This is a genomic window from Parasphingorhabdus pacifica (assembly GCF_054779195.1).
Window position 1 is genome coordinate 18384 of record NZ_BAAGYS010000015.1, and the last position, 23575, is coordinate 41958.

The 23575-nt window shown below is 67.1% G+C and carries 21 protein-coding genes; 11 read left to right on the forward strand and 10 right to left on the reverse strand.

The window, feature by feature from the left end; all coding sequences use genetic code 11:
* Positions 1 to 163: 163 nt before the first annotated feature.
* The 4 genes from ACYVAN_RS22020 to infC all read right to left on the reverse strand — a co-directional run bounded on the left by ACYVAN_RS22020 (position 164) and on the right by infC (position 2340).
* Entirely contained in the window at positions 164 to 970 is an 807-nt protein-coding gene (locus ACYVAN_RS22020; RefSeq protein ID WP_460962621.1) for a TrmH family RNA methyltransferase, read from the reverse strand.
* Positions 971 to 1020: 50 nt separating this feature from the next.
* On the reverse strand, positions 1021 to 1389 hold the full coding sequence (gene rplT / locus ACYVAN_RS22025; protein ID WP_460962623.1) for a 50S ribosomal protein L20: 369 nt from the start codon (positions 1387 to 1389) through the stop codon (positions 1021 to 1023).
* A 109-nt stretch (positions 1390 to 1498) separates the two neighbouring features.
* Positions 1499 to 1693, reverse strand: a complete 195-nt coding sequence (gene rpmI, locus ACYVAN_RS22030; protein ID WP_460962625.1) for a 50S ribosomal protein L35 — start codon at positions 1691 to 1693, stop codon at positions 1499 to 1501.
* Positions 1694 to 1797: 104 nt separating this feature from the next.
* Positions 1798 to 2340: a translation initiation factor IF-3 gene (infC, locus tag ACYVAN_RS22035; protein WP_460962914.1), complete on the reverse strand. Its 543-nt coding sequence runs from the start codon at positions 2338 to 2340 to the stop codon at positions 1798 to 1800.
* A 275-nt stretch (positions 2341 to 2615) separates the two neighbouring features.
* Here infC and ACYVAN_RS22040 point away from each other — a divergent pair, with 275 nt between their 5' ends.
* Positions 2616 to 3020 (forward strand): DUF1844 domain-containing protein, encoded by a 405-nt coding sequence (locus tag ACYVAN_RS22040; protein WP_460962627.1) that lies wholly within the window; start codon positions 2616 to 2618, stop codon positions 3018 to 3020.
* 68 nt (positions 3021 to 3088) lie between these two features.
* On the opposite strand, the gene ACYVAN_RS22045 is transcribed toward ACYVAN_RS22040, so the two are convergent.
* Positions 3089 to 3874: a DUF2182 domain-containing protein gene (locus ACYVAN_RS22045; RefSeq protein WP_460962629.1), complete on the reverse strand. Its 786-nt coding sequence runs from the start codon at positions 3872 to 3874 to the stop codon at positions 3089 to 3091.
* Entirely contained in the window at positions 3871 to 4527 is a 657-nt protein-coding gene (locus ACYVAN_RS22050; RefSeq protein ID WP_460962631.1) for a DUF1326 domain-containing protein, read from the reverse strand. Before ACYVAN_RS22050 ends, ACYVAN_RS22045 begins: the two co-directional genes overlap by 4 nt.
* A gap of 193 nt (positions 4528 to 4720) precedes the next feature.
* On the opposite strand from ACYVAN_RS22050, the gene ACYVAN_RS22055 reads away from it, so the two are divergent.
* Positions 4721 to 5161 carry a VOC family protein gene (locus ACYVAN_RS22055; RefSeq protein ID WP_460962633.1) on the forward strand — a complete coding sequence of 147 codons (441 nt, stop codon included), beginning with the start codon at positions 4721 to 4723 and terminating at the stop codon, positions 5159 to 5161.
* A 90-nt stretch (positions 5162 to 5251) separates the two neighbouring features.
* Here the strand turns inward: ACYVAN_RS22055 and ACYVAN_RS22060 are convergent, their stop codons facing one another.
* Entirely contained in the window at positions 5252 to 5641 is a 390-nt protein-coding gene (locus tag ACYVAN_RS22060; protein ID WP_460962635.1) for a RidA family protein, read from the reverse strand.
* 168 nt (positions 5642 to 5809) lie between these two features.
* Here ACYVAN_RS22060 and ACYVAN_RS22065 point away from each other — a divergent pair, with 168 nt between their 5' ends.
* The 7 genes from ACYVAN_RS22065 to ACYVAN_RS22095 all read left to right on the forward strand — a co-directional run bounded on the left by ACYVAN_RS22065 (position 5810) and on the right by ACYVAN_RS22095 (position 14869).
* A complete protein-coding gene (locus ACYVAN_RS22065; RefSeq protein ID WP_460962637.1) occupies positions 5810 to 7120 on the forward strand; it encodes an amino acid deaminase in 1311 nt (436 codons plus the stop codon).
* Positions 7121 to 7253: 133 nt separating this feature from the next.
* The gene (locus tag ACYVAN_RS22070) at positions 7254 to 8846 is read left to right on the forward strand and encodes an N-acyl-D-amino-acid deacylase family protein (protein ID WP_460962639.1); all 1593 of its coding nucleotides are present in this window, start codon (positions 7254 to 7256) and stop codon (positions 8844 to 8846) included.
* Positions 8847 to 9112: 266 nt separating this feature from the next.
* Positions 9113 to 10267: a lactonase family protein gene (locus ACYVAN_RS22075; RefSeq protein ID WP_460962641.1), complete on the forward strand. Its 1155-nt coding sequence runs from the start codon at positions 9113 to 9115 to the stop codon at positions 10265 to 10267.
* 92 nt (positions 10268 to 10359) lie between these two features.
* Complete coding sequence (locus tag ACYVAN_RS22080) at positions 10360 to 11643, forward strand: extracellular solute-binding protein (protein WP_460962643.1); 1284 nt, start codon at positions 10360 to 10362, stop codon at positions 11641 to 11643.
* Positions 11644 to 12525, forward strand: coding sequence for a carbohydrate ABC transporter permease (locus tag ACYVAN_RS22085; protein ID WP_460962645.1), 882 nt, complete (start codon positions 11644 to 11646; stop codon positions 12523 to 12525).
* Positions 12522 to 13373 (forward strand): carbohydrate ABC transporter permease, encoded by an 852-nt coding sequence (locus ACYVAN_RS22090; RefSeq protein ID WP_460962647.1) that lies wholly within the window; start codon positions 12522 to 12524, stop codon positions 13371 to 13373. Before ACYVAN_RS22085 ends, ACYVAN_RS22090 begins: the two co-directional genes overlap by 4 nt.
* Positions 13370 to 14869: a beta-N-acetylhexosaminidase gene (locus ACYVAN_RS22095; RefSeq protein ID WP_460962649.1), complete on the forward strand. Its 1500-nt coding sequence runs from the start codon at positions 13370 to 13372 to the stop codon at positions 14867 to 14869. The genes ACYVAN_RS22090 and ACYVAN_RS22095 overlap by 4 nt, the downstream gene beginning before the upstream one ends.
* Before the next feature lie 65 nt (positions 14870 to 14934).
* Here the strand turns inward: ACYVAN_RS22095 and ACYVAN_RS22100 are convergent, their stop codons facing one another.
* Together ACYVAN_RS22100 and uvrA are read right to left on the reverse strand one after the other, a co-directional pair.
* Complete coding sequence (locus ACYVAN_RS22100; protein WP_460962651.1) at positions 14935 to 16389, reverse strand: alanine/glycine:cation symporter family protein; 1455 nt, start codon at positions 16387 to 16389, stop codon at positions 14935 to 14937.
* 366 nt (positions 16390 to 16755) lie between these two features.
* Positions 16756 to 19632, reverse strand: a complete 2877-nt coding sequence (gene uvrA, locus ACYVAN_RS22105) for an excinuclease ABC subunit UvrA (RefSeq protein WP_460962653.1) — start codon at positions 19630 to 19632, stop codon at positions 16756 to 16758.
* A gap of 903 nt (positions 19633 to 20535) precedes the next feature.
* Here uvrA and ACYVAN_RS22110 point away from each other — a divergent pair.
* Positions 20536 to 21345, forward strand: coding sequence for a maleylpyruvate isomerase family mycothiol-dependent enzyme (locus tag ACYVAN_RS22110; protein ID WP_460962655.1), 810 nt, complete (start codon positions 20536 to 20538; stop codon positions 21343 to 21345).
* A 110-nt stretch (positions 21346 to 21455) separates the two neighbouring features.
* The gene (locus ACYVAN_RS22115) at positions 21456 to 22136 is read left to right on the forward strand and encodes an MBL fold metallo-hydrolase (protein WP_460962657.1); all 681 of its coding nucleotides are present in this window, start codon (positions 21456 to 21458) and stop codon (positions 22134 to 22136) included.
* A gap of 99 nt (positions 22137 to 22235) precedes the next feature.
* Here the strand turns inward: ACYVAN_RS22115 and ectB are convergent, their stop codons facing one another.
* Entirely contained in the window at positions 22236 to 23480 is a 1245-nt protein-coding gene (ectB, locus tag ACYVAN_RS22120) for a diaminobutyrate--2-oxoglutarate transaminase (protein ID WP_460962659.1), read from the reverse strand.
* Positions 23481 to 23575 lie beyond the last annotated feature (95 nt).

A 23575-nucleotide genomic window follows, 5' to 3' on the forward strand; every position in this document is an offset into this window, starting at 1 on the left:
TGCCATGTCGCGGCCCTCGGCCGCGAACCCGCGCGAGGGCATGGGACTCGTGCCGCAACTGTTCCCCACAGTCTATGCGACGGTCTCGACTCGGTTACGTCGAGCATCGATCCTCCGCGTGTTCGTCGACCGTGTGCGACACGGCGATCACAGTCGGTTCGGATCAGCGCGGGCGGTTCTGGCCGCGCGCGGACGCGTACAGGCACACGGCCGCGGCCGTAGCGAGGTTCAAACTCTCGGCTCTGCCGTACAGCGGCACCGACAGCGTCGTGTCCAGTTCGGTCACGACCTCCGGCGACAAACCATGGGCCTCACTACCGAACACCCAGGCAGTGGGCTCGGCCAGGTCACCACGCGAGTCGGCGGTGTCCAGGTCGGTCGTCGCGTAACCATCCGCGCCCACCAGTCTCAAGCCAGCCGCGCGGCATTCGGCGAGAACGGCCGAAACGTCGCGGTGCCTGGCGAGCGGGAGGTGGAAGAGGCTACCGGTGGAAGCGCGGACGGCTTTGCCGTTGTAGGCGTCGACCGAGTCACCCGCGAACAACACCGCGCCCGCACCTGCCGCGTCGGCAACCCGGACCACCGTTCCGGCATTCCCGGGATCGGAGATCCCGACGAGAACGGCAACCAGTCGCGGCCGCTCCGCAAGCGCCTCCGCCGGAGTGGAAAGCGGCAGGTCGCACACCGCGACGACCCCCTGCGGGGTCACCGTTTCGGACAGCGAGGCCGCCGCCCGTTCGGTCACCACGTGCACCGGTACCGGTGTGGCGTGGGCTCTGGTCACCAGTTCGCCGTGCCGTTCGTCATCGACGACGAACACCTCTCGAACACGCGCCGCACCGTCGGTGTGGGCCGACAGCGCTTCACCCACCGCCTGCGCGCCCTCGGCGAGGAACGCACCCGCGCGTTCCCGACCGGCGCGGCGAGTGAGCTTGCGCGCAACAGCGACCCGGGTGGAGCGCTCCGTCAACGGAGCCACTCCTTGCCCGGGTCGCTGTTCCGGTCGCGCAGCCTCGGAAATCAGGCCGAGCTTTCCGGCACGTTCTTGCGTGCCACCTCGACGAGCGCGGTGAACGCCTGCGGGTCGCGGACGGCGAGGTCGGCGAGGATCTTGCGGTCGACCTCGACGTCGGCTGCCTTCAGACCCTGCACGAACCGGTTGTAGGTCATGCCGTTCTGCCGGGTCGCGGCATTGATGCGGGTGATCCACAGCTTCCGGAACTCGCCCTTGCGGGCACGCCGGTCGCGGTAGGCGTAAGTCTGGGAATGGAGCATCTGCTCCTTGGCCTTGCGGTACAGCCTCGAGCGCTGACCGCGGTAGCCGCTGGCCGATTCGAGAACACTCCGGCGCTTCTTGTGGGCATTCACTGCCCGCTTGACGCGTGCCACGGGTCCGTCCTGTCGATCTCATCGGGGGCGGGGTTACCGCCCGGCGTGGGAGCTGGAAATCACTGGTGAGCGAATTGCGTACAGCCACTCACCCGGGGAAGTAACCCGGTCAGCGACCCAGCATCTTGTTGATGCGCTTGGCGTCGTTGTCGGACACCTCGGTGGTGCCCTCCAGGCGCCGGGTCACCCGGCTGGACTTCTTTTCCAGGATGTGACGACGGCCGGCCTGCTCCCGACGCAGCTTGCCCGAGCCGGTCACCTTGAACCGCTTGGCCGCACCGCTGTGGGTCTTGTTCTTCGGCATCTTTCATCCTCTTTCATACGTGGGCCGGGCAGGAGCGGTGTTGCGACCTTCCCACCCGGCTCATGTTTCGCGTCGCCGCTCGACGGACCGGGGTCCGCCGAACCTCACGACGCGGTCGCCTTGGCCTTGGTCTTATTGGTCTTGTGCGGCGCGAGCACCATGATCATGTTTCGGCCGTCCTGCTTCGGGTTGGCCTCGATGAAGCCGAGCTCGGCGACATCGTCGGCCAGCCGCTGCAGAAGACGAAAGCCCAGCTCGGGACGCGACTGCTCACGACCGCGGAACATGATCGTCACCTTGACCTTGTGACCCTGTCCGAGGAAGCGGGAGACATGCCCCTTCTTCGTCTCGTAGTCGTGCGGGTCGATCTTCGGGCGGAGCTTCTGCTCCTTGATGACGGTCTGCTGCTGGTTGCGGCGCGATTCGCGAGCCTTCTGCGCACTCTCGTACTTGAACTTGCCGTAGTCCATGAGCTTGCAGACCGGCGGGCGCGCCTGCGGGGCGACCTCGACAAGGTCCAGATCCGCTTCCTGCGCCAGCCGGAGCGCGTCCTCGATGCGGACGATGCCGACCTGTTCGCCGTTCGGTCCGACCAAGCGGACTTCCGGCACGCGGATGCGGTCGTTGATGCGCGTCTCCGTGCTGATGGGGCCTCCTCGGTTCGATGGCTTTCAGTGCTACACCACGGCGCGTGAAGCTCGCCCCTGGCGCAGACGTTTCGTGCTCCGAGCAATTCGGACCACGAAACCCTACTCCTACCGATCGAACAGGTACCCGCAGTACCGTTCGCGCCACCGAGGGAATATCCCAGGCGGGACCGGAACCCGACGACCTTTGAAACGGTCGATTCGGGTGGGAGCGGGGCTCCACTTTGCCGCCCCCGACTTAGCGGGGGCTGGTCGCTCATGCCAGGCTACCAGCCGTGACGGAACGGCATGCACCCCAGCCCCCCGAGGGGCCGCTCGACGGCCAGCCCGCCGAGAACGACAACGTGGACACCGAGCACAACATCCGCGAGCTCGTCGATGTTCCCAGCGTCGAGGTGATCAGCCGGGCTGCGGTGATGCTGATGTCGTCGGCTGCCGAGAAACTGGGTCTGGCCGAGGACGATCCGGAGGGAGCACCGGCCCGCGACCTGGACGAAGCGCGCAGGCTGATCACCGCCCTGGCCGGCCTGGTGACCGCATCCGTCGAGTACCTGGGCATCCACGCCGCTCCGATCCGCGACGGTCTGCAGAGCCTGCAGCGCGCATTTCGCGAGGCTTCGGCCGTGCCGGACCCGCCCGGGCAAGGTCCCGGCGAGAAATACACCGGCCCCGTCCACTGAATCCCTCGAACCACCACAACCCGGTGGCGCCGGGCCCCGTCGCCACCGGGCGGTCGGTACCGGAGCGCTCAAGCAACGAGCCCCGGTAGCACCAGGACGAGCCCGCCGAGACCGAGCAGTACCACCCCGAGTCCGACGTCGAACAGACCACTGCGCGGTAGCGCTTTCTCCAGGGTGATCACCGCCGCGATGAGCGCCATCCACACCAGGCTCATCGCTCCGGCTGCGAGCAGGACGAGCATCAGAGCCCAGCAGCACCCCAGGCAGTAACCACCGTGCCGAATACCGGCCGACAACGCGCCCGTTCGGCTGGTCGCCACCGCGGGGCCGTACCGCACGACCAGCGCCAGCGGCGAACGACATCGCACCAGGCACCACCGCTTCAGCGGCGTGAACTGGTAGACCCCCGCCAGGATCAGGACAACAGCCCCCACCCACACACCCGTCCGTTCACCGGTAGCCAACACGTCGAAGAGGCGCAGCACCCCGTGGGCAAAGACCCCGGTGACGCCCCATACGAGCAGGTACCCGGCGGTGAGCGCGACGATAGTGGCCGCGCCCGCACTCACCATCCGGCTGATTCGGACCGTGAACGGGATGATTCCCGGCAGCATCATCGCGGCCATCATGACCACCCAGGTCACCAGGAACAGCCCGGTGGGCAACGAACCGGACATGCCGTCGTGGCCTCCGGCTCCGGTCAGAACGCCGCTGCGCATACCGGGCATGGTCAGGCCTACGGTCAGCAGCCAAGCCAGTGCGGCCAACCCGAGCAGCACTCCGGCCAGCAGCAACTCGGTTTTCGACCACGAACGCGGTTCCGGTACGCCGCGGGCCCCCAGCCGTCCGATCATGTCCGGTCCGGACCCGACCAGTCGAACGGGATGAGCTTGCTCGAACGGCCCGCGTAGTCCCAGTCGTACCCGAAGGCGCCGACCCGGTTCTGGATCGCCTTGCCCCAGGTCGCCGGAGGTTGATCGGGACCGACCTCGGAGCCCGGCAGGTTGTGCACCTGCACCCGACTGTTCTCGTCCGCCGTCGGGCCGGTCAACGCCTCCACCACGACTTCGAAACGCCCCGGTATACGCACCCGCCACGAGGCCAGGTCGTCGTCGATCACGGACTCGATCGCCCCGAACTCCACACCGAGGACTTCCGCGCCGAACAGTTCGGTGAACTGCTGTGGCCAGCCGCCCGCCTGGCCGCCGAAGATCAGTTGGAGCGCGGCTCGCTGCTGCTGGTCCGCCCGCTCGTCGAGGAACACCGCGGCGTGGGCATCGCTGTGCTCTCCCCAGACGTTGCCGATGAACGAACCGAGCATCGCGACGTTCAGATCGTCGAGCCGTGTGCTGCCGTAGTTCCCTTCATTGAGCTGCCACAGCAGCACCCCTTCGCAGTCCCCGTAGGTGGGTGGCCGGGCGAACGAACACGGGCACGGGATCTCGCACTTGCAGGCGTCGAACCACGTACCTCGGAGTCGCCACTGCTCGATGCTAGGAGCACTCATGATGTCCTCCAGCCGGCGTCGAAAAGCCGTTACGGAGCCATCGTCACTCCCTCGGGACCAGTTGGGACACGGCCCAACGTCCCGACCCACGAGCCGTCACGGCGGCCGGGCGGGAACGAGCGGAGCACGCCGGTTCGAACGGATCGCCGTTTCGTCCGGTGCGAACTCCCGTCCGGCTGTCAGAATCCGCTCCATGGACCCGAGAGTGCACTTCATCACGCTCGCCACGCCGGACCTGGCCGCGGCGCGTGCGTTCTACCGCGATGGCCTGGGTTGGCAACCACTGCTCGACGTACCCGACGAGATCATCTTCTTTCAGGTGGGGCCGGGGCTCGTCCTCGGTCTCTTCGCCGCCGAGAAATTCCGATCCGACGTCGACGGAGCCGTCACCGACACGGGCACCGGGGGCATCACCCTGGCGCACAACGTGGCCAGCCCCGAAGAGGTCGAAGCGGTGGTCTCGACCGCCGTCCAGGCGGGCGGGAGGATCGTGAAACCGCCGCAGCGCGCCGCGTTCGGCGGTTTCCACGGCCATATCGCAGACCCCAACGGGGTGCTCTGGGAAATCTGCCACAACCCGGGTTGGGACGTCGACGAGTCCGGGCGCGTCCACCTGAGTCAGGTCGAATCGTGAGCAGGCCCCGCTGAATCCGGGCCGGGCTCGATACGGACGCGCAGGGGTCGTCCGCATCGGGCCCGGCAACCTCGGCAGCGCCGAGCCCGGTCAGCCGTCCAGGACCGCGAGAGCGTCGATCTCCACCAGCAGCCCGGCGGGAAGGTCGACGTACACGGTGGTCCGGGCCGGGCACGGCTCGCCGACGACCCGCGCGCAGGTCTCGTTCATCTCGGCGAACTGCGCAGTATCGGTCAGATACACCCGCAGCATCACGACATCCCGCAACGAGGCGCCCTCCGCTTCCAGGACCGCGATAACGTTCCGCAGGCATTGCTCGGTCTGCTCGGGGACCCCGCCCTCGATGACGACGCCGGTCCCGGGGTTCACCGCGGTCTGCCCGGAGACCTGCACGATGTTGCCCTTGCGGACTCCCTGCGACAGCGGGACGTTCGCGGGAGGTTTCGGGGCTCGGTCAGTACTGATCACGATCCTGTCCATCAGGCATCCTTTCTCCGATGTTGCCGACGTGATGCGGTCGATGAAGTCCTCGTGCCAAGCTCTGGTTCACCGCTCGCTCCTTCCGTTGACGCGCTGTTTCCGCGAGTGGTACACACCAATCTGTCACAGTGCGCAACGTTGTTGGCGCTTTCTGCAATGGAGGTCCGCGTGTCGGCACCGGGAATCGACGGCGAAGCGGTTCGCGCGCTGCAGGACGAACGCATCGACTGGCGATTCAAGGGCATGCCGTCGCAGGCGTTCGGCCAGACGATCGGAGGTTTCCTCGCGCAACGACCGAATATCTTCGACAGCGGGTTCGTCGGGCCGCTGCTGACTCTCGACGAGCACGCCATCCGGCACAATCTGCGCACCATGTCCGAGTGGTGCGCGAGCCACGGCCTCCAACTCGCCCCGCACGGCAAGACGACCATGGCCCCGCAGCTGTTCCGACGGCAGCTGGAACAGGGTTCCTGGGGGATCACCGCGGCCAACATCAGCCAACTGCGGGTGTACCGGGCCTTCGGCGTGGACCGAATACTGTTCGCCAACCAGCTGCTGGACCGCAACGGTCTGGCATGGCTGGCCGCCGAACTCGACGCGCACCCGAACTTCTCCTTCAGCTGCTTCGTGGACTCGGTGCCAGGTGTGCGCCTCATGTCCGAAGAGCTGACCCGATGTGGAGCCGCCCGGCAGGTCGATGTGATCGTCGAACTCGGAAGCGACGGTGCTCGGACCGGCGCCCGCACGTTCGAGCAAGCACGCGAGGTCGCCGACGCGGTGGCCGACAGCCCGATGCTTCGGCTGGTCGGGGCGGGTGGATATGAAGGTGCGGTGGCCGGGGACGTCAGTGGCCGGGCACTGGACGCGGTGGACATCTACATGCGCCGGATGCACGATCTGGTCGCCGAACTCGCCGCGGCGGGGTGTTTCGACGGGCTGGACGAGGTGATCGTGACCGCGGGAGGCAGCGCCTACTTCGACCAGGTCGCCGAAGCGATCACCGCCCCGTGGCCTGCGGACCTGCCGGTGGTTCCGGTACTGCGCAGCGGCGGCTACCTGGTGCACGACGACGGTTTCTACCGGGTTCGCTCCCCGTTCGGCCGCGAACACCGGCTGGCGGGAGAGGAAGCGCCGTTTCGACCCGTGATGCGGGTCTGGGGCCAGATCACCTCCCATCCCGAGCCCGGCCTCGCGCTGATCACGATGGGTCGTCGCGACGTGTCGTTCGATCAGGAGCTACCGGAGCCGCAGGTGATCCGCGGCGCGGACGGCGAAGTGCGGCCGCTGCCCGCCGGTTCGTGCGAGGTGCGGTCGCTGGCCGACCAGCACGCGTTCCTGTCAGTGCGCGATGCCGGAACGCGGACCGGAGACTGGATCGGATTCGGTCTCTCCCACCCGTGCACGGTCTTCGACAAGTGGGCGCTGATTCCGGTCGTCGACGGCGAAACCGTCGTGGACATGGTGCGCACGTTCTTCTGAAGAAGTCCCCTCGTTCGGCGGAATCCCGCCCACGGAGAACTGCCCGGACGTTCGCCGCACGGGCGACTCCGCTCGCTCCGGCCGGTGAGCGTGGCGGGCCGGAAGACGGAGGCACGCCGAAGGAGGTTCCACTATGGACATCGCGATCCGCGGTGCCCGGGTCATCGATGGTGAGGGCGGCCCGGCTTACCGCGCCGACGTCGGCATCGATGGCGGGCGCATCGCCGAGATCAGCACCCGGAGGCGGCTGCGCGGCACGCGCGGGATCGATGCCGACGGCTTGGTGGTCGCTCCGGGTTTCATCGACATGCACGCGCATTCGGACCTGCAGATCCTCGCCGAGCCCGACCACACGGCCAAGGTCTCGCAGGGGGTCACGCTGGAGGTGATCGGCCAGGACGGCCTGTCGTACGCGCCGGTGGACGACGACACCCTGGCGACCCTGCGCGCCCAGCTCGCGGGCTGGAACGACGACCCACCCGGTTTCGCCTGGAACTGGCGCAGCGTTGCCGAGTACCTCGCACGGCTCGACGCCGGAATCGCGACGAACGCCGCATACCTGGTGCCGCAGGGAACGTTGCGTCTGCTGTGCGTGGGATACGAAGATCGCGATGCCACCCGCGCCGAGCTCGACCGGATGCGCGAGGTGCTGGCGCGGTCACTGGCAGAGGGGGCTTTCGGTATGTCCTCCGGGTTGACCTACACCCCCGGGATGTACGCCGACACGGCCGAACTGATCGCACTGTGCGAGGTGGTCGCCGCCCACGGAGGTTACTTCAGCCCGCACCATCGCAGTTACGGTGCAGGCGCGCTGACGGCGTACGGGGAGATGATCGAGGTCTCCCGCGCAGCGGGGTGCCCGCTGCACCTCGCCCACGCCACGATGAACTTCGGGGTCAACAAGGACAAAGCCGCCGATCTCCTGTCCATTCTGGACTCGGAGCTGGCTGCCGGTGGCGACATCACGCTCGACAGCTATCCCTACCTCCCCGGCAGCACTTCGTTGCACGCCCTGCTGCCCAGCTGGGCGATGGAAGGCGGTGTGGAGGCAACGCTGCGGCGGCTCACCGACCCCGTGCGGCGCGAGCGGATCCGCGCGGCCCTGGAGGAAGAGGGGTCCGACGGCTGCCACGGAGTTCCGGTGGACTGGGAGACCATCGAGGTCAACGGGGTTCGGGACACCGACCGCAACGGTCACCTCGTCGGCCGAAGCGTCGCCGAATCCGCCCGGACGGCCGGCCGATCGAGCGCGGAGATCTACTTCGACGTCCTGGTTTCCGAACGGCTCGGCAGCTCCTGCCTGATGCACGTGGGCCACGAGGACAACGTGCGGGCCATCATGCGCCACCGGGCGCACACCGGCGGCAGCGACGGCCTCCTGGTGGGGCCCCGCCCGCACCCGCGTGCTTGGGGCACCTTTCCCCGCTATCTCGGGCATTACGTGCGCGAACTCGGCGTGCTCGGACTCGAGGAGTGCGTCCAACACCTGACCTCACGTGCTGCCGACCGGCTCGGCCTCACCGACCGTGGCCGCGTTCGGGAAGGTTTCGCTGCCGATCTGGTGGTTTTCGACCCCGAGTCCATCACCGCCACAGCGACGTTCGACGAGCCGCGGCAACCGGCCACCGGGATTCCGCACGTGCTGGTCAACGGGGTTCCGGTGATCGACGACGGCCACCGCACCAGCGCTCTCCCCGGCCGCGCACTGCGCAACCCGGCTGCCTGAGCACCCTTCGGGGCGGCTGGATGCATTCGGAGGCCGACATCCCGACGACCGCATGGAGACGGCAACGACCGTCGCTGCGATGTCGTCAATGTCCGCCGCCCGGCCCACCGTGCGTACTCCGTCCGGTATCCAGCTCCCGGTACTCAGTGCTTCGCGACGCAAGCATCGGCAACGGCGCATCGTCGGAATTAGCCCATTTTGGTCTAGTCCAATAACGCACGGCGACGGCAGACTGGCCCGACCCGATCAGCGAGCAGGGAGTCATCGTGCGAAGCAACGGAATGTCCCGTCGCCGGTTCCTCAGCACCGTCGGCAGCGCGGGTGCCATCACCGCGGCCGGTTCCGTCGGCGCGGCAACCTCGGTCGACACCGCTGTCGCTGTCGGTTCCGCGACGACGCGGACCGGCCGGACCGAAGGACTGCTGACCCTCGTCGGCAGCTACACCTCGACCACGCCACCGGGCCGCGGCCTGGAATTCGCCCGCCGGGACCAGTCCGGGCACCTGGAACCGGCAGGCATCGTGGAGGGCGTACCGGACGTTTCGTTCTTCTCCTGGGCACCCGGCCGAACGCGGCTGTACGTGACCAATGAGCTCCCGACCGGTGCGGTCACCTCGATCGACGTGACCGGACATCGACCGACCGCGCTCAACACCCGATCGAGCGGCGGAGCCGGGCCGACGCACCTGAGCGTGCACCCCGACGGTAGGTATCTCCTCACCGCCCACTACACCGACGGCACGATCGCCGTACACCGGCTCGACGAGGACGGCAGCATCGGCGAGCCCACCGACCTCCTGCGGCATCCCGGTTCCCGTCCACACGCCCATCAAGTACTGGTGGATCCGAGCGGGCGCTGGGTCGTCGCGGTCGACCTCGGTGCGGACTCGGTGTTCGTCCACGGTTTCGATCCCTCCACCGGGAGGCTCTTCCGGCACCAGCGGATGACAGTTCCACCGGGAACCGGACCACGACACCTGGTGTTCGACTTCGAACGGGCCTACTTGCTCTCCGAGCTGCGGTCCACGATCACCACCCTGGATTGGGATGCGGAGTCCGGCCGGTTCACGCCCGGGTCGGTCGTGAGCACCCGTGAACCGGATGCGACGGGCGAGAACTTTCCGGCTGAGATCGCGAGGTCCCGCGATGGGAGGTTCGTGTACGCCTCCAACCGGGGAGACGACACGATCGCCACCTTCCGCGTCGAGGATGATGCGCTGATCCGGCTCGGCACGACTCCCACCGGCGGCAGCTGGCCGCGCCACTTCGTGCTCGATCCGGAAGAAACGTCGATCCACGTGGCGAACCAGCGAACCGGCACCATCGCGCGATTGGCACGTGACCCGGCGAGCGGCACGCTGCACCGCACCCGGGACCGCTACGACTGCCCCTCCGTAGCAGCGCTGACCTTCCGCGGCTAGACGGCCCGATCCGGCGTCTCACACCACTCGCTCCAGACCGTTCTTTCGTTCAGCTCGAGTCGAGAATCGCGAACAGTGCAACGGAGAATCCCATGTCGGCGTGGAAAGCAGTCCTCATCACCTCGTGCGCGTTGCTCACCGCCTGTGGTCCTCCGCAGGTGCAGCAGTCCGCGCCTGCCGAAGACCTGAGCACCGGAACCCTTCGGGTCTGGTTGTTCGACGAAGCCGAACGCGGGCCGAAGCAGGCCACTGTGGACCAGGCCGTGGAACGGTTCGAGGCCCAGCACGAGGACGTTCGGGTGGATGTGCGGTACATCCCCGTCGACACCCGCTCGGAACGGTTCACCGGCGCGTTCAACGACCCGGCCAGCGCCCCGGATGTCGCCGAGTTCGGCAACACCGACCTCGCCGGCTACGTCGCCGCGGACGGCCTGACCGACATGACCGAGCACCTCGAGCAGTGGTCGGAGTCCGAAGACCTCGACAGGGCGGTGCTGAACACCGCCATGGTGGACGGCAGGGTCTACGGAGTTCCCTGGTACACCGGAATCCGCGCGCTGTACTACCGCACCGACGTCTTCGACGAGCTCGGCCTCCAGCCACCGCGCACCCTCGACGAACTCTCCGAGACCGCCGAACGCGTCCGGGAGGCACGCCCCGATCTCTACGGAATCTCCGTCGGCGGCAAGTACCACTACGCACTGATGCCGTTCATCTGGGCCGCAGGCGGCGACCTCGCCCACGAGGACGACGCAGGATGGAGGGCCGCCGTGGATCAGCCGGAGGCACGGCAGGGCATCGCCGATTATGCGAGGCTGATCAGCAGCGGCGCCTGCCCGCCCGAAAAGTGCGCGGACATGACAGGAAGTCAGAGCGTGCAGGCGTTCGCCGCGGGCAAAGCCGCCATGACCATCGGCGGCGACTTCAACCGCGCGGCCATCGACGCGGGCGCGGCAGCCGGGAAGTACGACGTCGTACCACTGCCCGGTACCGAGACCGGATCGATCGCTCCCGCGTTCGCCGGCGGCAACATGCTGGGCATCATGAAGTCCTCCGACCGCGCCACCCTCGCACGGGAGTTCGTGCAACTGCTGGCAGGCAAGGAGTACCAGCGCAAGATGTACTCCGCGATGGGCAACCTGCCGACGTTCACCGACATGCAGGAGAACCTCGCCACCACCGATCCCGCGGTGGCGCCGTTCGTGCGGAGCCTGCAGGCCGGAACCCGGTTCGTCCCCACCACGCCTGCCTGGTCGGAGATCGACGCCCAGGACGTGCTGCCGACAATGGTGCAGGAAATCGTCACCGGAGTGCCGGTCGAGCAAGCGACCAACGACGCGGCCCAGCGGATGAACGCCGCGTTCCAGGAGCGCTGAATGGCTGCGCTGCTCTACCTGGCACCGGCCGGGCTACTGCTCGTGGGAATGATGGCGTACCCGCTCTACCAGCTGGTGCAGATCTCCCTCTACGAGTACGGGCAGGCACAGGCAAGCGGTGGCGCCACGCCCGAGTTCCTGGGCCTGAGCAACTACGCGGAGCTGCTCGGCGACAGCCGGTTCTGGACGATCCTGGCGCAGACCGTCGGGTTCGCGTTCGTGTGCGTGGTCGGCAGCCTCGCGGTCGGCATCGCGCTGGCCGTGCTGGCCACGAAGATCTCGCCGTTGCCACGGATGGTGCTGTTCCTGACGGCGATGGGCGCGTGGGCCACTCCCGCGGTGGCCGGCTCGACGGTCTGGCTGTTCCTCTTCGACCAGGATTTCGGGTACGTCAACGAGGTGCTGTCGGGTATCGGTGTCCAGGCCGCGGACGGCTTTTCCTGGACCTACGACCGATTCGTGGCCTTCGGGCTGGTGGCTGCCGAGGTGATCTGGTGCTCGTTCCCCTTCGTGCTCGTGACCACCTATGCCGGGCTCACCGCTATCCCCCGCGAGGTGGTGGAAGCAGCTGAACTCGACGGGGCGTCGACGTGGCGCGCCACCCGCGCAGTACTGATCCCGATGCTGCGGCCGATACTGCTGATCGCGACCATCCAGTCGATCATCTGGGACTTCAAGATCTTCACCCAGATCTACGTGATGACCAACGGGGGCGGCGTCGCCGGGCAGAACCTGGTGCTCAACGTCTACGCCTACCAAAAGGCGTTCGCCGGTTCCGACTACGGGTTGGGCTCGACCATCGGCGTGGTCATGACCGCCCTGCTCATGCTGATCACGCTGGCCTACCTGCACCTCCAGCGCCGAGACGAGGGGCTCGTATGAGTGTGGCCCGTAAACCGCGCCTGTTCGCCGCCAACGCGTTGGCGCTGGTAGTCGCCGGAGCAGTGGCGTTCCCGCTGTACTGGATGCTACTGGCGGCGTTCAAGCCGGAGGGCGAACTCCGGTCGGCCAATCCCCGGCCGTGGACGTTCAACCCCACTCCGGACAACTTCCTGCGCGTGCTCACGGTGGACGGCCTGGGTGGGTACTTCGTGAACAGCCTGCTGGTCGCCGGAGCGGTCGTGCTGCTGTCCCTGCTGCTTTCGTTCCTCGCCGCGGTCGCGTTGACCCGATTCCGGTTCCGCGGGCGGACCGTGCTTCTGCTGATGCTGCTGATCGCGCAGATGGTCCCGGTGGAAGCCTTGACGATTCCGCTGTTCTTCCTGATGCGCTCGGTGGGATCGGTCTCCCCTGCGTTCGGACTCAACCACCTCGGGTCGCTGGTCCTGGTCCACCTCGCGTTCAGCCTGCCGCTGACGATCTGGATGCTGCGCGGTTTCGTCGCCGCCGTTCCCACGGAACTGGAGGAAGCCGCGACACTGGACGGCGCGAGTCGCGCGCGGTTCGTCTGGCAAGTGCTGTTCCCGCTGGTGGCACCGGGTCTGGTGGCGACGAGCGTGCTGGCGTTCATCCATGCCTGGAACGACTTCCTGTTCGCCAAGACGTTCATCATCTCCGCGACGGAGAACCAGACGCTGCCGATGGCGATCCTGGTGTTCTTCACCCCGGAAGGAAACGATTGGGGGGCGATCATGGCCGGTTCGGTGTTGATGACCATCCCGGTGCTGATCTTCTTCATCCTGGTGCAGCGGCACCTGGTGTCCGGACTGTCCGGGGCGGTGAAGGGATGAGCTGGGATTCGCTGATACCGAAACCGCTTTCGGTCGAACCGGGGAGCGGCCACCTCGCGCTCGACACGACCACCACCGTAGGCGGTGATCCCGCGACTGCCGGCTGGTTCCGCCGCCACCTCGGAGCCGCCACGGGGCTGCCTCTCGACCCCGCCGAAAACCCGGTGATCGACTTCCGGATCGACGCGGAGGGCATCGGGGAGGACGGCGGCTACCGCATCGAGATCGGACCCGACGGGGTCACCGCGGTGAGCAAGGACCCCGCCGGTGCGCACCACGCGGCGCAGACGCTGCGGCAACTACTCGCCCCGGCGGCCTACCGGGAATCGGCGATCGGCCACGGCGCATGGACGCTACCTCGTGGCCGGGTCGAGGACCGGCCACGATTCGGCTGGCGCGGATGCCATCTCGACGTGGCCCGGCACTTCCTGCCCAAGCGGGAAGTGCTGCGGTTCATCGAGCTGCTGGCCATGCACAAGATCAATGTCCTTCACCTGCACCTCACCGACGACCAGGGATGGCGAATCGAGATTCCCCGCTACCCCGCGCTGACCGAAGTCGGTGCCTGGCGACGGCGGTCGATGATCGGCCGGGGCGAACCACCGGTCTTCGACGACCGTCCGCACGGGGGTTACTACACCATCGCGGACCTACGAGAAATCGTCGCGTTCGCGGCCGAGCACCACATCACCGTGGTGCCCGAAGTCGATGTTCCCGGCCACAGCCAAGCGGCCATCGCGGCGTACCCGGAGCTCGGTACCGGCGACCGGCCGGAGGTGCTGGATTCCTGGGGCATCAGCGATCGGGGCCTCAACACCGATCGAGCCACGGTCGACTTCTACCGCGAGGTGTTCGACTGCGTGTTGGATGTGTTCCCGTCGCCGGTGATCAGCATCGGCGGAGACGAGGTGCCGGGCGCGACAGCGGCGCACTCCCGGTTCGTGCACGAACTGATCGCCTACATCCACACGCACGACCGACGAGCACAGGGATGGGACGAGATCCTCGACTCACCCGACCATCTACCCGTTGGAACCATCATCGCGGCGTGGCGGGACGAGTCAGCCGCGCAGCGGGCCGCCGAGCGGGGACACGACGTCGTGCTGTGCCCGGAGCAGCACCTCTACCTCGATCACCGACAGTCGGACCACCCGGACGAACCGATCCCCGTCGGCTTCCTCGTCACCCTCGCCGATGTCTACGGTTACGAGCTACTCTCCGCACTTCCGCTGACCCGCGTGCTGGGTATGCAGGCGCAGGTCTGGACCGAACACCTGGACACACCGCGCCGGCTGGACTACGCGGTGTTCCCGAGACTCAGCGCATTCGCGGAGACGGCGTGGACCTCACCCGATCAGCGCGACTTCATCGGCTTCCGGCAACGGTTGGTCGACCACCACCTACCGCGGCTGGAGGCTCTCGGAGTCGAGTACCGCCCGTTGGAGGGCCCACGTCCTTGGCAAACTCGCCCCGGAGTGTCCGGACGCTTCCGCTGAGGCGCCCGGACACGCTCCGATCCTCGGGGGAGACCGGACGTCGACACGCCCGGTCACGTCAGCCTCTAACCGGTGGTCGTCCTCACCGGCTTCTCCCCGACAGGCTCCCAGCAGTGCACACCCTCCAGGTCGGGCATCCGATCGCGGGTGAACACGGGATCCTTGCCCTGCTTGAGCTGGTCGGTGTAGTCCCGGAGCAACCGGAGGGCCACCACGCCGAGCGGGGCGATCGCGATGAGGTTGGTCAGGGCCATGAAGCCCATCGAAGTGTCGGACAGGTTCCAGATCAGATCGACCGAGCCGATCGACCCGAGGAACGTCATCATCAGGAAGACCCACTTGTAACCGGTCAAGACCGCGGGATTCTCGGTCAGGAACCCGATGTTCGATTCACCGTAGTAGTAGTTGCCCAGCACCGAGGTGAACGCAACGAGCAGGATGATCACGGTCAGCAGGTGCAGCGACCAGGTACCCAGGCTCGTTGCCAGGGCGTCCTGGGTCATGCTCGGCCCGCGCGTCTCACCGAAGACCGGGTCGGAGACGAGAATGATGAACGCCGTGGTCGAGCAGACGATTAGGGTGTCGAAGTACACGCCGAACGTCTGAGCGAGGCCCTGCTTGACCGGGTGGCTCACCGACGCGGTCGCTCCGGCGTTGGGCGCCGAACCCAGACCGGCCTCGTTGGAGAACATTCCTCGACGAACACCCTGCACGATCGCGGTACCGACACCGGCCGAGGCCATCTCGCGGAAGCCGAAGGCGTGGGTGACGATCTGGGCGAACACCTCGGGAATCTTGTCCACGTTGAGCGCGACGACGACCAGGCCGAGGATCATGTAGATCGCGGCCATGAACGGAACGAGCATCTGAGCCACGTAGGCGATGCGTCGCACACCACCGAAGATGATCAAAGCCGTCACGGCGACGAGCACGAGGCCGAGCACCGGTGCGATCCAACCGAGCGAATCGGCTCCCACCGAGTCCGCCGAGGTCTGAACGGCGCCGACGATCGTGTTGCTCTGCACCGCGTTGAACACGAAGCTGAAGGTAATGATGATCACGATGGCGAAGACCACGCCCAACCAGCGCGCCTTCAAGCCGTGTTGCATGTAGTAGGCCGGCCCGCCTCGGAAACCGGATCGATCCCGGACCTTGTAGAGCTGGGCGAGGGTGGACTCGACGAAGCTCGCGGCAGCCACGAGAAGCCCCATCAGCCACATCCACATCACCGCGCCCGCACCGCCGAGAGCGATCGCGGTGGCCACCCCGGCGATGTTCCCCGTTCCGATGCGCGCCGCCGCCGAAATCGCGAAGGCCTGAAAGGAGGAGACGGTCTTACCGCCGTCTTCGGCCACCTCCGCCTTGCTCCTGAGCGAACGGAACATCTCGGGGATGAGTCGCAGCTGCACCGCCCCGGAACGCACCGTGTAGTAGAGGCTGATCAGGGCGAGCAGGGGAATTACCAGGTAGAGCCAGAAGACATCATTGAACGCGACGATCGCGTCGTTGACCGATTCCACGTACGAGCAACCTTTCCGTGCACGGCGGGTGTGCGCGCGGCACTGCGCCACGTGCGCGGGTTACGCGAACACGCGACGCGTGGCTGGACTGCCGACCGGAGATGAGTCCCGTCCCCACGCTCCGGTGCGGTCGACGACCGCGAGGAGCGCACCGGCAACAGCAGTGGTTGTACAGCTTCCCCGATGGAACCAAGCTCGAACCAGTCTGCAACGAGATTCATCACAAAACGTGACCAAAGCGCAAAGATCTGGGCGCTTTGGTCACTTCATCCGGATTGCCACTCCCCGACCGCACACTCTCGGCGACATGAACGGACGGGTGCTCCCGGCGCCCGATCATCGAAAAGGCGGTTCCGGAATACCGGATCACCCGGCGACGACATCGCCCTCCACCAGGACCGGTGCCAGGAACCGGCCGGTGTAGCTCTCCTCGACCTCGGCGACCTCCTCGGGGGAGCCCTCGGCCACGAGCAGACCGCCGGCCGAACCACCCTCGGGCCCGAGGTCGAGCAACCAGTCCGCTGTCTTGATGACGTCCAGGTTGTGCTCGATGACGATCACCGTGTTGCCCTTGTCGACCAACCCGTTGACCACGCCGAGCAGCTTGCGGATGTCCTCGAAGTGCAGTCCGGTGGTCGGTTCGTCGAGGATGTAGACGGTCTTGCCGGTGGAACGCTTCTGCAGCTCGCTGGCCAGCTTGACCCGCTGGGCCTCCCCGCCGGAAAGCGTGGGCGCGGGCTGCCCGAGCCGGACGTAACCGAGGCCGACCTCCACGAGCGTTTTCAGGTGCCGGTGGATGGCCTTGATCGGCTCGAAGAATTCGGCGGCCTCCTCGATCGGCATGTCGAGGACCTCGGCGATCGTCTTGCCCTTGTAGTGCACCTCCAGGGTTTCCCGGTTGTAGCGGGCTCCCTCGCACACCTCGCACGGCACGTAGACGTCCGGCAGGAAGTTCATCTCGATCTTGAGCGTGCCGTCACCCGCGCACGCCTCGCACCGACCGCCCTTGATGTTGAACGAGAACCGTCCGGGCTGGTAACCACGTACCTTCGCTTCGGTGGTCGCCGCGAACAACTTGCGGATGTGGTCGAACACGCCGGTGTAGGTGGCCGGATTCGAGCGGGGGGTGCGACCGATCGGCGACTGGTCGACCTGCACCAGCTTGTCCACGTGGTCCAGTCCTTTGACCCTGCTGTGCCTGCCCGGAACCTGCCGCGCGCCATTGAGCTTGTTCGCCAGGACCGCCGCCAGCACATCGTTGACCAAGGTCGACTTGCCGGAACCGGAAACGCCGGTCACGCCGATCAAGCATCCCAGGGGAAACGACACGTCGATCTTGTGCAGGTTGTTCTGCCGAGCGCCCACGACCGTCAACTGCCGCTTCGGGTCCGGCGCGCGGCGTTCCGCGGGCAACGGGATCCGCTTCCGCCGGGCCAGGTAGTCACCGGTCAGCGACGCCTCGTTGTCGAGCAGCTCCTTGTACGGGCCGCTGTGCACGACCTCCCCGCCGTGCTCGCCCGCGCCGGGGCCGATGTCGACGACCCAGTCCGCGCTGCGCACGGTGTCCTCGTCGTGCTCGACGACGATCAGCGTGTTTCCCAGGTCGCGAAGCCTGCTGAGGGTTTCCAACAACCGGTGGTTGTCCCGCTGGTGCAACCCGATCGACGGTTCGTCGAGGACGTAGAGCACGCCGACCAGGCCCGAGCCGATCTGCGTGGCCAGGCGAATGCGCTGCGCCTCGCCGCCGGAAAGGGTGCCAGCGGGGCGGTCCAGGGACAGGTAGTCCAATCCCACGTCCAGCAGGAACCCCAGCCTCGCCTGCACCTCCTTGAGCACCCGGCCGGCGATCATCTCCTCGCGCTGCCCGAGCACCAGGTCTTGGAGGAAACCCGCGCAGTCGTACACGCTCAGGGCGCTGAGCTCGGCGATGGAAAGTTCGCCGTGCTCGGCGCTTTCCATCGTCACCGCGAGGATCTCCGGCTTGAGGCGCGCGCCGTCGCAAGCCGGGCAGGGCACGTCCCGCATGTAGCCCTCGTACTTCTCGCGGGAGTAGTCGGACTCGGTTTGCTCGAGTCGACGTTCCAGGAACGGGATGACGCCCTCGAAGTTGGCGTAGTAGGAGCGTCGCCTGCCGTAACGGTTCTTGTAATGAACGTGGACCTGGTCGTTCGTCCCGTGCAGCACCGCTTTCTTGACCTTCGTCGGCAACCGCTTCCACGGCGTGTCCATCCGGAAGCCGATCGATTCGGACAGCGAGGTCAACAACCGGGTGAAGTACTCGGCGGTGTGTCCGCCCGCCCAGGGCGCGATGGCACCCTCGCCGAGCGGCAGCTCCTCGTCGGGCACCACCAGTTCGGGATCGACCTCCTTCCGGATGCCGATACCGGCGCATTCCTGGCAGGCGCCGTAGGGCGAGTTGAACGAGAACGCGCGGGGCTCGAGCTCGTCGACCCCCAGTGCGTGCCCGTTGGGGCAGGCCAGGTTCTCGGAGAACTTGCGTTCCCGCTGCGGATCCTGCTCGTCGACGTCCACGAACTCCAGCAGCACGAGCCCGTCGGCCAATCGCAGCGCGGTCTCCACCGAGTCGGTGAGCCGCTGCTTGGCACTGGCCTTGACGGTGAGCCGGTCGACGACGACCGCGATGTCGTGCTTTTCCTGCTTCTTGAGCTTCGGCGGGTTCTCCAGCGGGTGTACCTCGCCGTCGACGCGCACCCGCGCGAAACCCTGGGTCTGCAGCTGTTCGAACAGGTCTACGTACTCGCCCTTGCGGCCACGCACCACGGGGGCCAATACCTGGAACTTGGTGCGCTCGGGCATCTCCAGGACCTGATCGACGATCTGCTGGGGCGTCTGCTTGCTGATCGGCTCACCGCAGGTCGGGCAGTGCGCCCTGCCCGCGCGCGCGTAGAGCAACCGGAGGTAGTCGTAGACCTCGGTGATGGTGCCCACGGTGGACCGCGGGTTTCGACTGGTCGACTTCTGATCGATCGACACCGCGGGAGAAAGACCCTCGATGAAGTCCACGTCCGGCTTGTCCATCTGCCCGAGGAACTGACGCGCGTAGGCGGACAGCGATTCGACGTATCGGCGCTGGCCCTCGGCGAAGATCGTGTCGAAAGCCAGGCTCGACTTCCCCGAGCCGGACAACCCGGTGAACACGATGAGGCTGTCGCGCGGCAGATCGATATCGATGCCGCGCAGGTTGTGCTCACGGGCGCCGCGGACGACAAGGCGGTCAGCCACTCGTTGGTTCCCTTCGAGAGTCTTTCCGGTTCGTGGGCGCGGACCCGCACACTCAATCCGGACTTGTTCAGGATGGCTCAAGCGCAGCGGGCCGCCGGAAACGTCCCCACGGCGCACGCAGGGCCCCGTGGCACACCGCAAGCCGGCTCTCGGTGCCCGCCGGTTCCGTGCGCATCGGCTCTCGGTGCGCACTGGCTCTCGGTGCGCACTGGGGCTCGGTGCTCACTCGGCAGGGTGCCGGCCCGACGAGCGTGAGGACGGCTGCCCGCAGCCCTCGTTCAACCATGCTATTCCGAGGCACCGACAGTGCCGCCGACCATGCCGCCGACAGGGCCCGACGGCGCCGCCGGCAGGGGCGCCGACCGATATTCGTGCCGACAGTGCCAGCCGTGCCAGCCGTGCCAGCCGTGCCAGCCGTGCCAGCCGTGCCAGCCGTGCCAGCCGTGCCGGGAGGCCAGCCGACCGGCAGGCCGACCGTGCCTTCGAGCAACACCCGTGAGCGGAACGCAGCACCGCCCGCACCGATTCCGAATGTCGCCCACTCGAGTTAAGAATGCCACCCGTTCGACAACGACAATACGCAAGGCACCGGACGCAAGGCACCGGTCTCGAGGCATGTGACCAGCTCCGGCCGTCCCTCCGCAACGGGCCGACCGGGCCGGGGCCGGGGCACTTTCCGGCCGACGACACGGGAACAGCGCGATTCCTCGCCACTCGGGCCACCGGCGCGCCCGAGACACCCGGCGGTACTGCTCGTCAACCGTGTACGACCGGCGACCGGCCGTCCTTTCCCGCACGACCGGCGAACCGAGGACCTCGAACACTGTCGCGGGGACATACCAGCGCCTACGCTCAGGGTTCACCGGCGCGCTCACCATTCTGCTATCGCAGGGAGACCCCGTGATGTCCGAAATCGTTCTCGGTTCAGACAACCGCAGCACGTTCACCGACCACAGCACATTCACGCAGGCCCCCGCGACCACCGCCGGGCTTGCGGAGCACGTCCAGGGAACGACGTGTGCGATCGAACGCGCGACATCGACGATGATGGACCTCGTGGAGCAGCTCGACGAGAACACCGCCCACCTCCCGAGCCTGCTGCCCGGTTGGACGCGGACACACGTGCTTTCGCACCTGGCCCGCAACGCCGACGGTTCGGTCAACCTGCTGCTGTGGGCACGCACCGGTGTCGAGCACCCCATGTACACCAGTGACAGCGACCGCGAGGCCGACATCGAAGAGGGCGCCCTACGCGATCACCGGCTGATCGTGGAGGACCTGGCCGCGTCGTGCGAGCGACTCGCCCACGAGATCCGAATCATGCCGCTGTCAGCCTGGACCAGCGAGATCGTGGGCAGGACCGGCGAACCGGAACCAGCTCACGAGGTGCTGCGCTCCCGGCTGTTGGAGGTCTGGACCCATTTGGCGGACCTCGATCACGGATTCGGTTTCGACGACATCCCCGAACCGGACGTGGAGCTGTTGACCGAGGACGTCGTGCAGCAGTTCGGCGGCCGCCCGGACGTGCCCGCCATCACGGTCACGGTCGACTTCGACGACCACCGTCGGGACTGGGAGTTGCGCGGGACCACGTCCAAGCCCGTCGCGGTCCGCGGCCGCCCCGGACCGATGCTGGGTTGGCTGCTGGGACGCACCGGGGCCGAACGGCTCGAATGCGGTGGAAAGCCCCCCACGCTGCCCGACTGGCTGTGAGCCCGCGCCTGCTCCGCGGAGGACCGAGAAGTCTTCGGAACACGTTCGGCTCCGGGCGGTGGTGCCCAGCGAGGTCCGCGCATCCTGCGAGGACTCGTTAGGATCTCGGCGTGGAGGTACAGGAGAATTACACAGGTCACGTCGAGCCGGGTGGCACCGCAACGCGCCGGACGCTCGACGCGCTGACCATCACGAAGCTCTCGGTCGGCCCGATGGACAACAACGCGTACCTGCTGACGTGCCGTCGTACCGGCGACGCGCTGCTGGTCGACGCCGCGAACGACTCGGAGCGTCTGGCCGACCTGCTCGGTCACGACGACCAGCGGCCACGGCTACGCACGATCGTCACGACCCATCAGCACGGGGACCACTGGCAGGCGTTGGGGTCGATCTCGGGTCAGACCGGTTGCTACACGGTCGCGCACCCGGACGATGCCGAGGAACTGCCGGTTCCGCCGGACAGGCTCGTCGAACACGGCGAGAGCATCCAGGTCGGTGAATCCGCACTGGAGGTAATCCACCTCCGCGGGCACACGCCGGGTTCCATCGCCCTGCTCTACCGCGACCCGGCCGGGCATCCGCACCTGTTCACCGGTGACTCACTGTTCCCCGGCGGTCCGGGACGGACGACGAACCCGACCGATTTCGCCAGCCTGATGGACGACCTCCAGAACCGGGTCTTCACCGCGGACATGCCGGACGACACCTGGGTCTACCCGGGGCACGGCGACGACACCACCATCGGCACCGAGCGCCCCAAGCTTTCGGAGTGGCGCGAACGCGGCTGGTGAACGACACACCCAGGATTCCTCGGTCGGCGAGTTGCACCACAACACGCCGACCGGGATTCCTCGGACCAGCGACCGACGCGCGACCAGCTGTCGGGCGGGCTAGGCCAACACCGAAGCGACCGAGTCGGTCAGGATCTGCAGGCCCTGCTCCAGCTCGTCGTCTGTGACCGTCAACGGCGGCATCAGCTTGACGACCTCGCTCGACGGGCCGATCGTTTCCAACAGCAGGCCACGCTCGAATCCTGCCTTGGCGACCGAGCCCGCCAGGGCCGGCTCGGAGAACCCGAGTCCCCTCGCCAGACCACGGCCCTTGGCCTGCAGACCTTCGTACTTGCTCGCCAGGCTCTCGAAGACCTCACCGACGCGCGCTCCCTTGGACAGGGTCGACCGCTCCAGCCGATCGTCCCGCCAGTACTCCCGCAGGGCGACGCTGCCAGTCACGAACGCGGGATTGTTACCGCGGAAGGTGCCGTTGTGCTCACCGGGCTCCCACAGGTCGTGTTCCGGTTTGATCAACATCATCGCCAGCGGCATTCCGTAGCCGCCGATGGACTTGGCCAGGCACACGATGTCCGGTTGGATGCCCGCCAGCTCGAAGCTGAAGAACGGGCCGGTGCGTCCACAACCCATCTGCACTTCATCGACGATCAGCAGCAGGTCGTGCCGACTGCACAGCTCGGCGAGCCCGCGAAGCCAGTCCACCCGGGCCGCATTGATGCCGCCTTCGCCCTGCACGGTTTCCACGATCACGGCAGCCGGGTCGTTCAGCCCGCTGCCGCTGTCCTCCAGCACCCGCTCGAACCAGAGGAAATCGGGGTGGCCCTCCAGGTAGTTGTCGTAGGGCATGGGGGTGGAGTGCACCAGCGGAATCCCGGCGCCACCACGTTTCATCGAGTTCCCGGTGACCGCCAACGCACCCAGGGTCATCCCGTGGAAGGCGTTCGTAAAGTTGATCACCGATTCCTTGTTCGTGATCTTGCGGGCCAGTTTGAGCGCCGCCTCGACGCAGTTCGTTCCGGTGGGCCCCGGGAACTGCATCTTGTAATTCAGTCCACGTGGGCGGAGCAACGTCTCGTCAACCGTTTCCAGGAACTCCCGCTTGGCGACCGTGGCCTGGTCCAATCCGTGCACCACCCCATCGCGTTCCAGGTACTCCAGGAGCGGTCGTTTGAGCACGGGATTGTTGTGCCCGTAGTTCAACGCCCCCGCACCCGCGAAGAAGTCCAGGTAGGGTTTCCCGTCCTCGTTGTAGAGCCAGCTGCCGGACGCGCGGTCGAACACCGTCGGCCAGCTCCTGCTGTAACTGCGGACCTCTGATTCAACACTGGCAAAAATGTCGTTCACCGCATCCTCCACCCGCCGGGCTGACGCTGCTCCGCAGGCGACACCGCGCATCCTCACGTCGCGCCGACAGCGCGGTGGGGGTGTACGACGGTCTC

Excerpts from the sequence above, each read along its gene's own strand:
- rpmI (WP_460962625.1), bottom strand. The coding sequence starts at position 1,693 with ATGCCGAAGAACAAGACCCACAGCGGTGCGGCCAAGCGGTTCAAGGTG.
- ACYVAN_RS22045 (WP_460962629.1), bottom strand. The coding sequence starts at position 3,874 with ATGATCGGACGGCTGGGGGCCCGCGGCGTACCGGAACCGCGTTCGTGG.
- ACYVAN_RS22050 (WP_460962631.1), bottom strand. The coding sequence starts at position 4,527 with ATGAGTGCTCCTAGCATCGAGCAGTGGCGACTCCGAGGTACGTGGTTC.
- ACYVAN_RS22055 (WP_460962633.1), top strand. The coding sequence starts at position 4,721 with ATGGACCCGAGAGTGCACTTCATCACGCTCGCCACGCCGGACCTGGCC.
- ACYVAN_RS22060 (WP_460962635.1), bottom strand. The coding sequence starts at position 5,641 with ATGGACAGGATCGTGATCAGTACTGACCGAGCCCCGAAACCTCCCGCG.
- ACYVAN_RS22070 (WP_460962639.1), top strand. The coding sequence starts at position 7,254 with ATGGACATCGCGATCCGCGGTGCCCGGGTCATCGATGGTGAGGGCGGC.
- ACYVAN_RS22080 (WP_460962643.1), top strand. The coding sequence starts at position 10,360 with ATGTCGGCGTGGAAAGCAGTCCTCATCACCTCGTGCGCGTTGCTCACC.
- ACYVAN_RS22085 (WP_460962645.1), top strand. The coding sequence starts at position 11,644 with ATGGCTGCGCTGCTCTACCTGGCACCGGCCGGGCTACTGCTCGTGGGA.
- ACYVAN_RS22090 (WP_460962647.1), top strand. The coding sequence starts at position 12,522 with ATGAGTGTGGCCCGTAAACCGCGCCTGTTCGCCGCCAACGCGTTGGCG.
- ACYVAN_RS22095 (WP_460962649.1), top strand. The coding sequence starts at position 13,370 with ATGAGCTGGGATTCGCTGATACCGAAACCGCTTTCGGTCGAACCGGGG.
- ACYVAN_RS22110 (WP_460962655.1), top strand. The coding sequence starts at position 20,536 with ATGTCCGAAATCGTTCTCGGTTCAGACAACCGCAGCACGTTCACCGAC.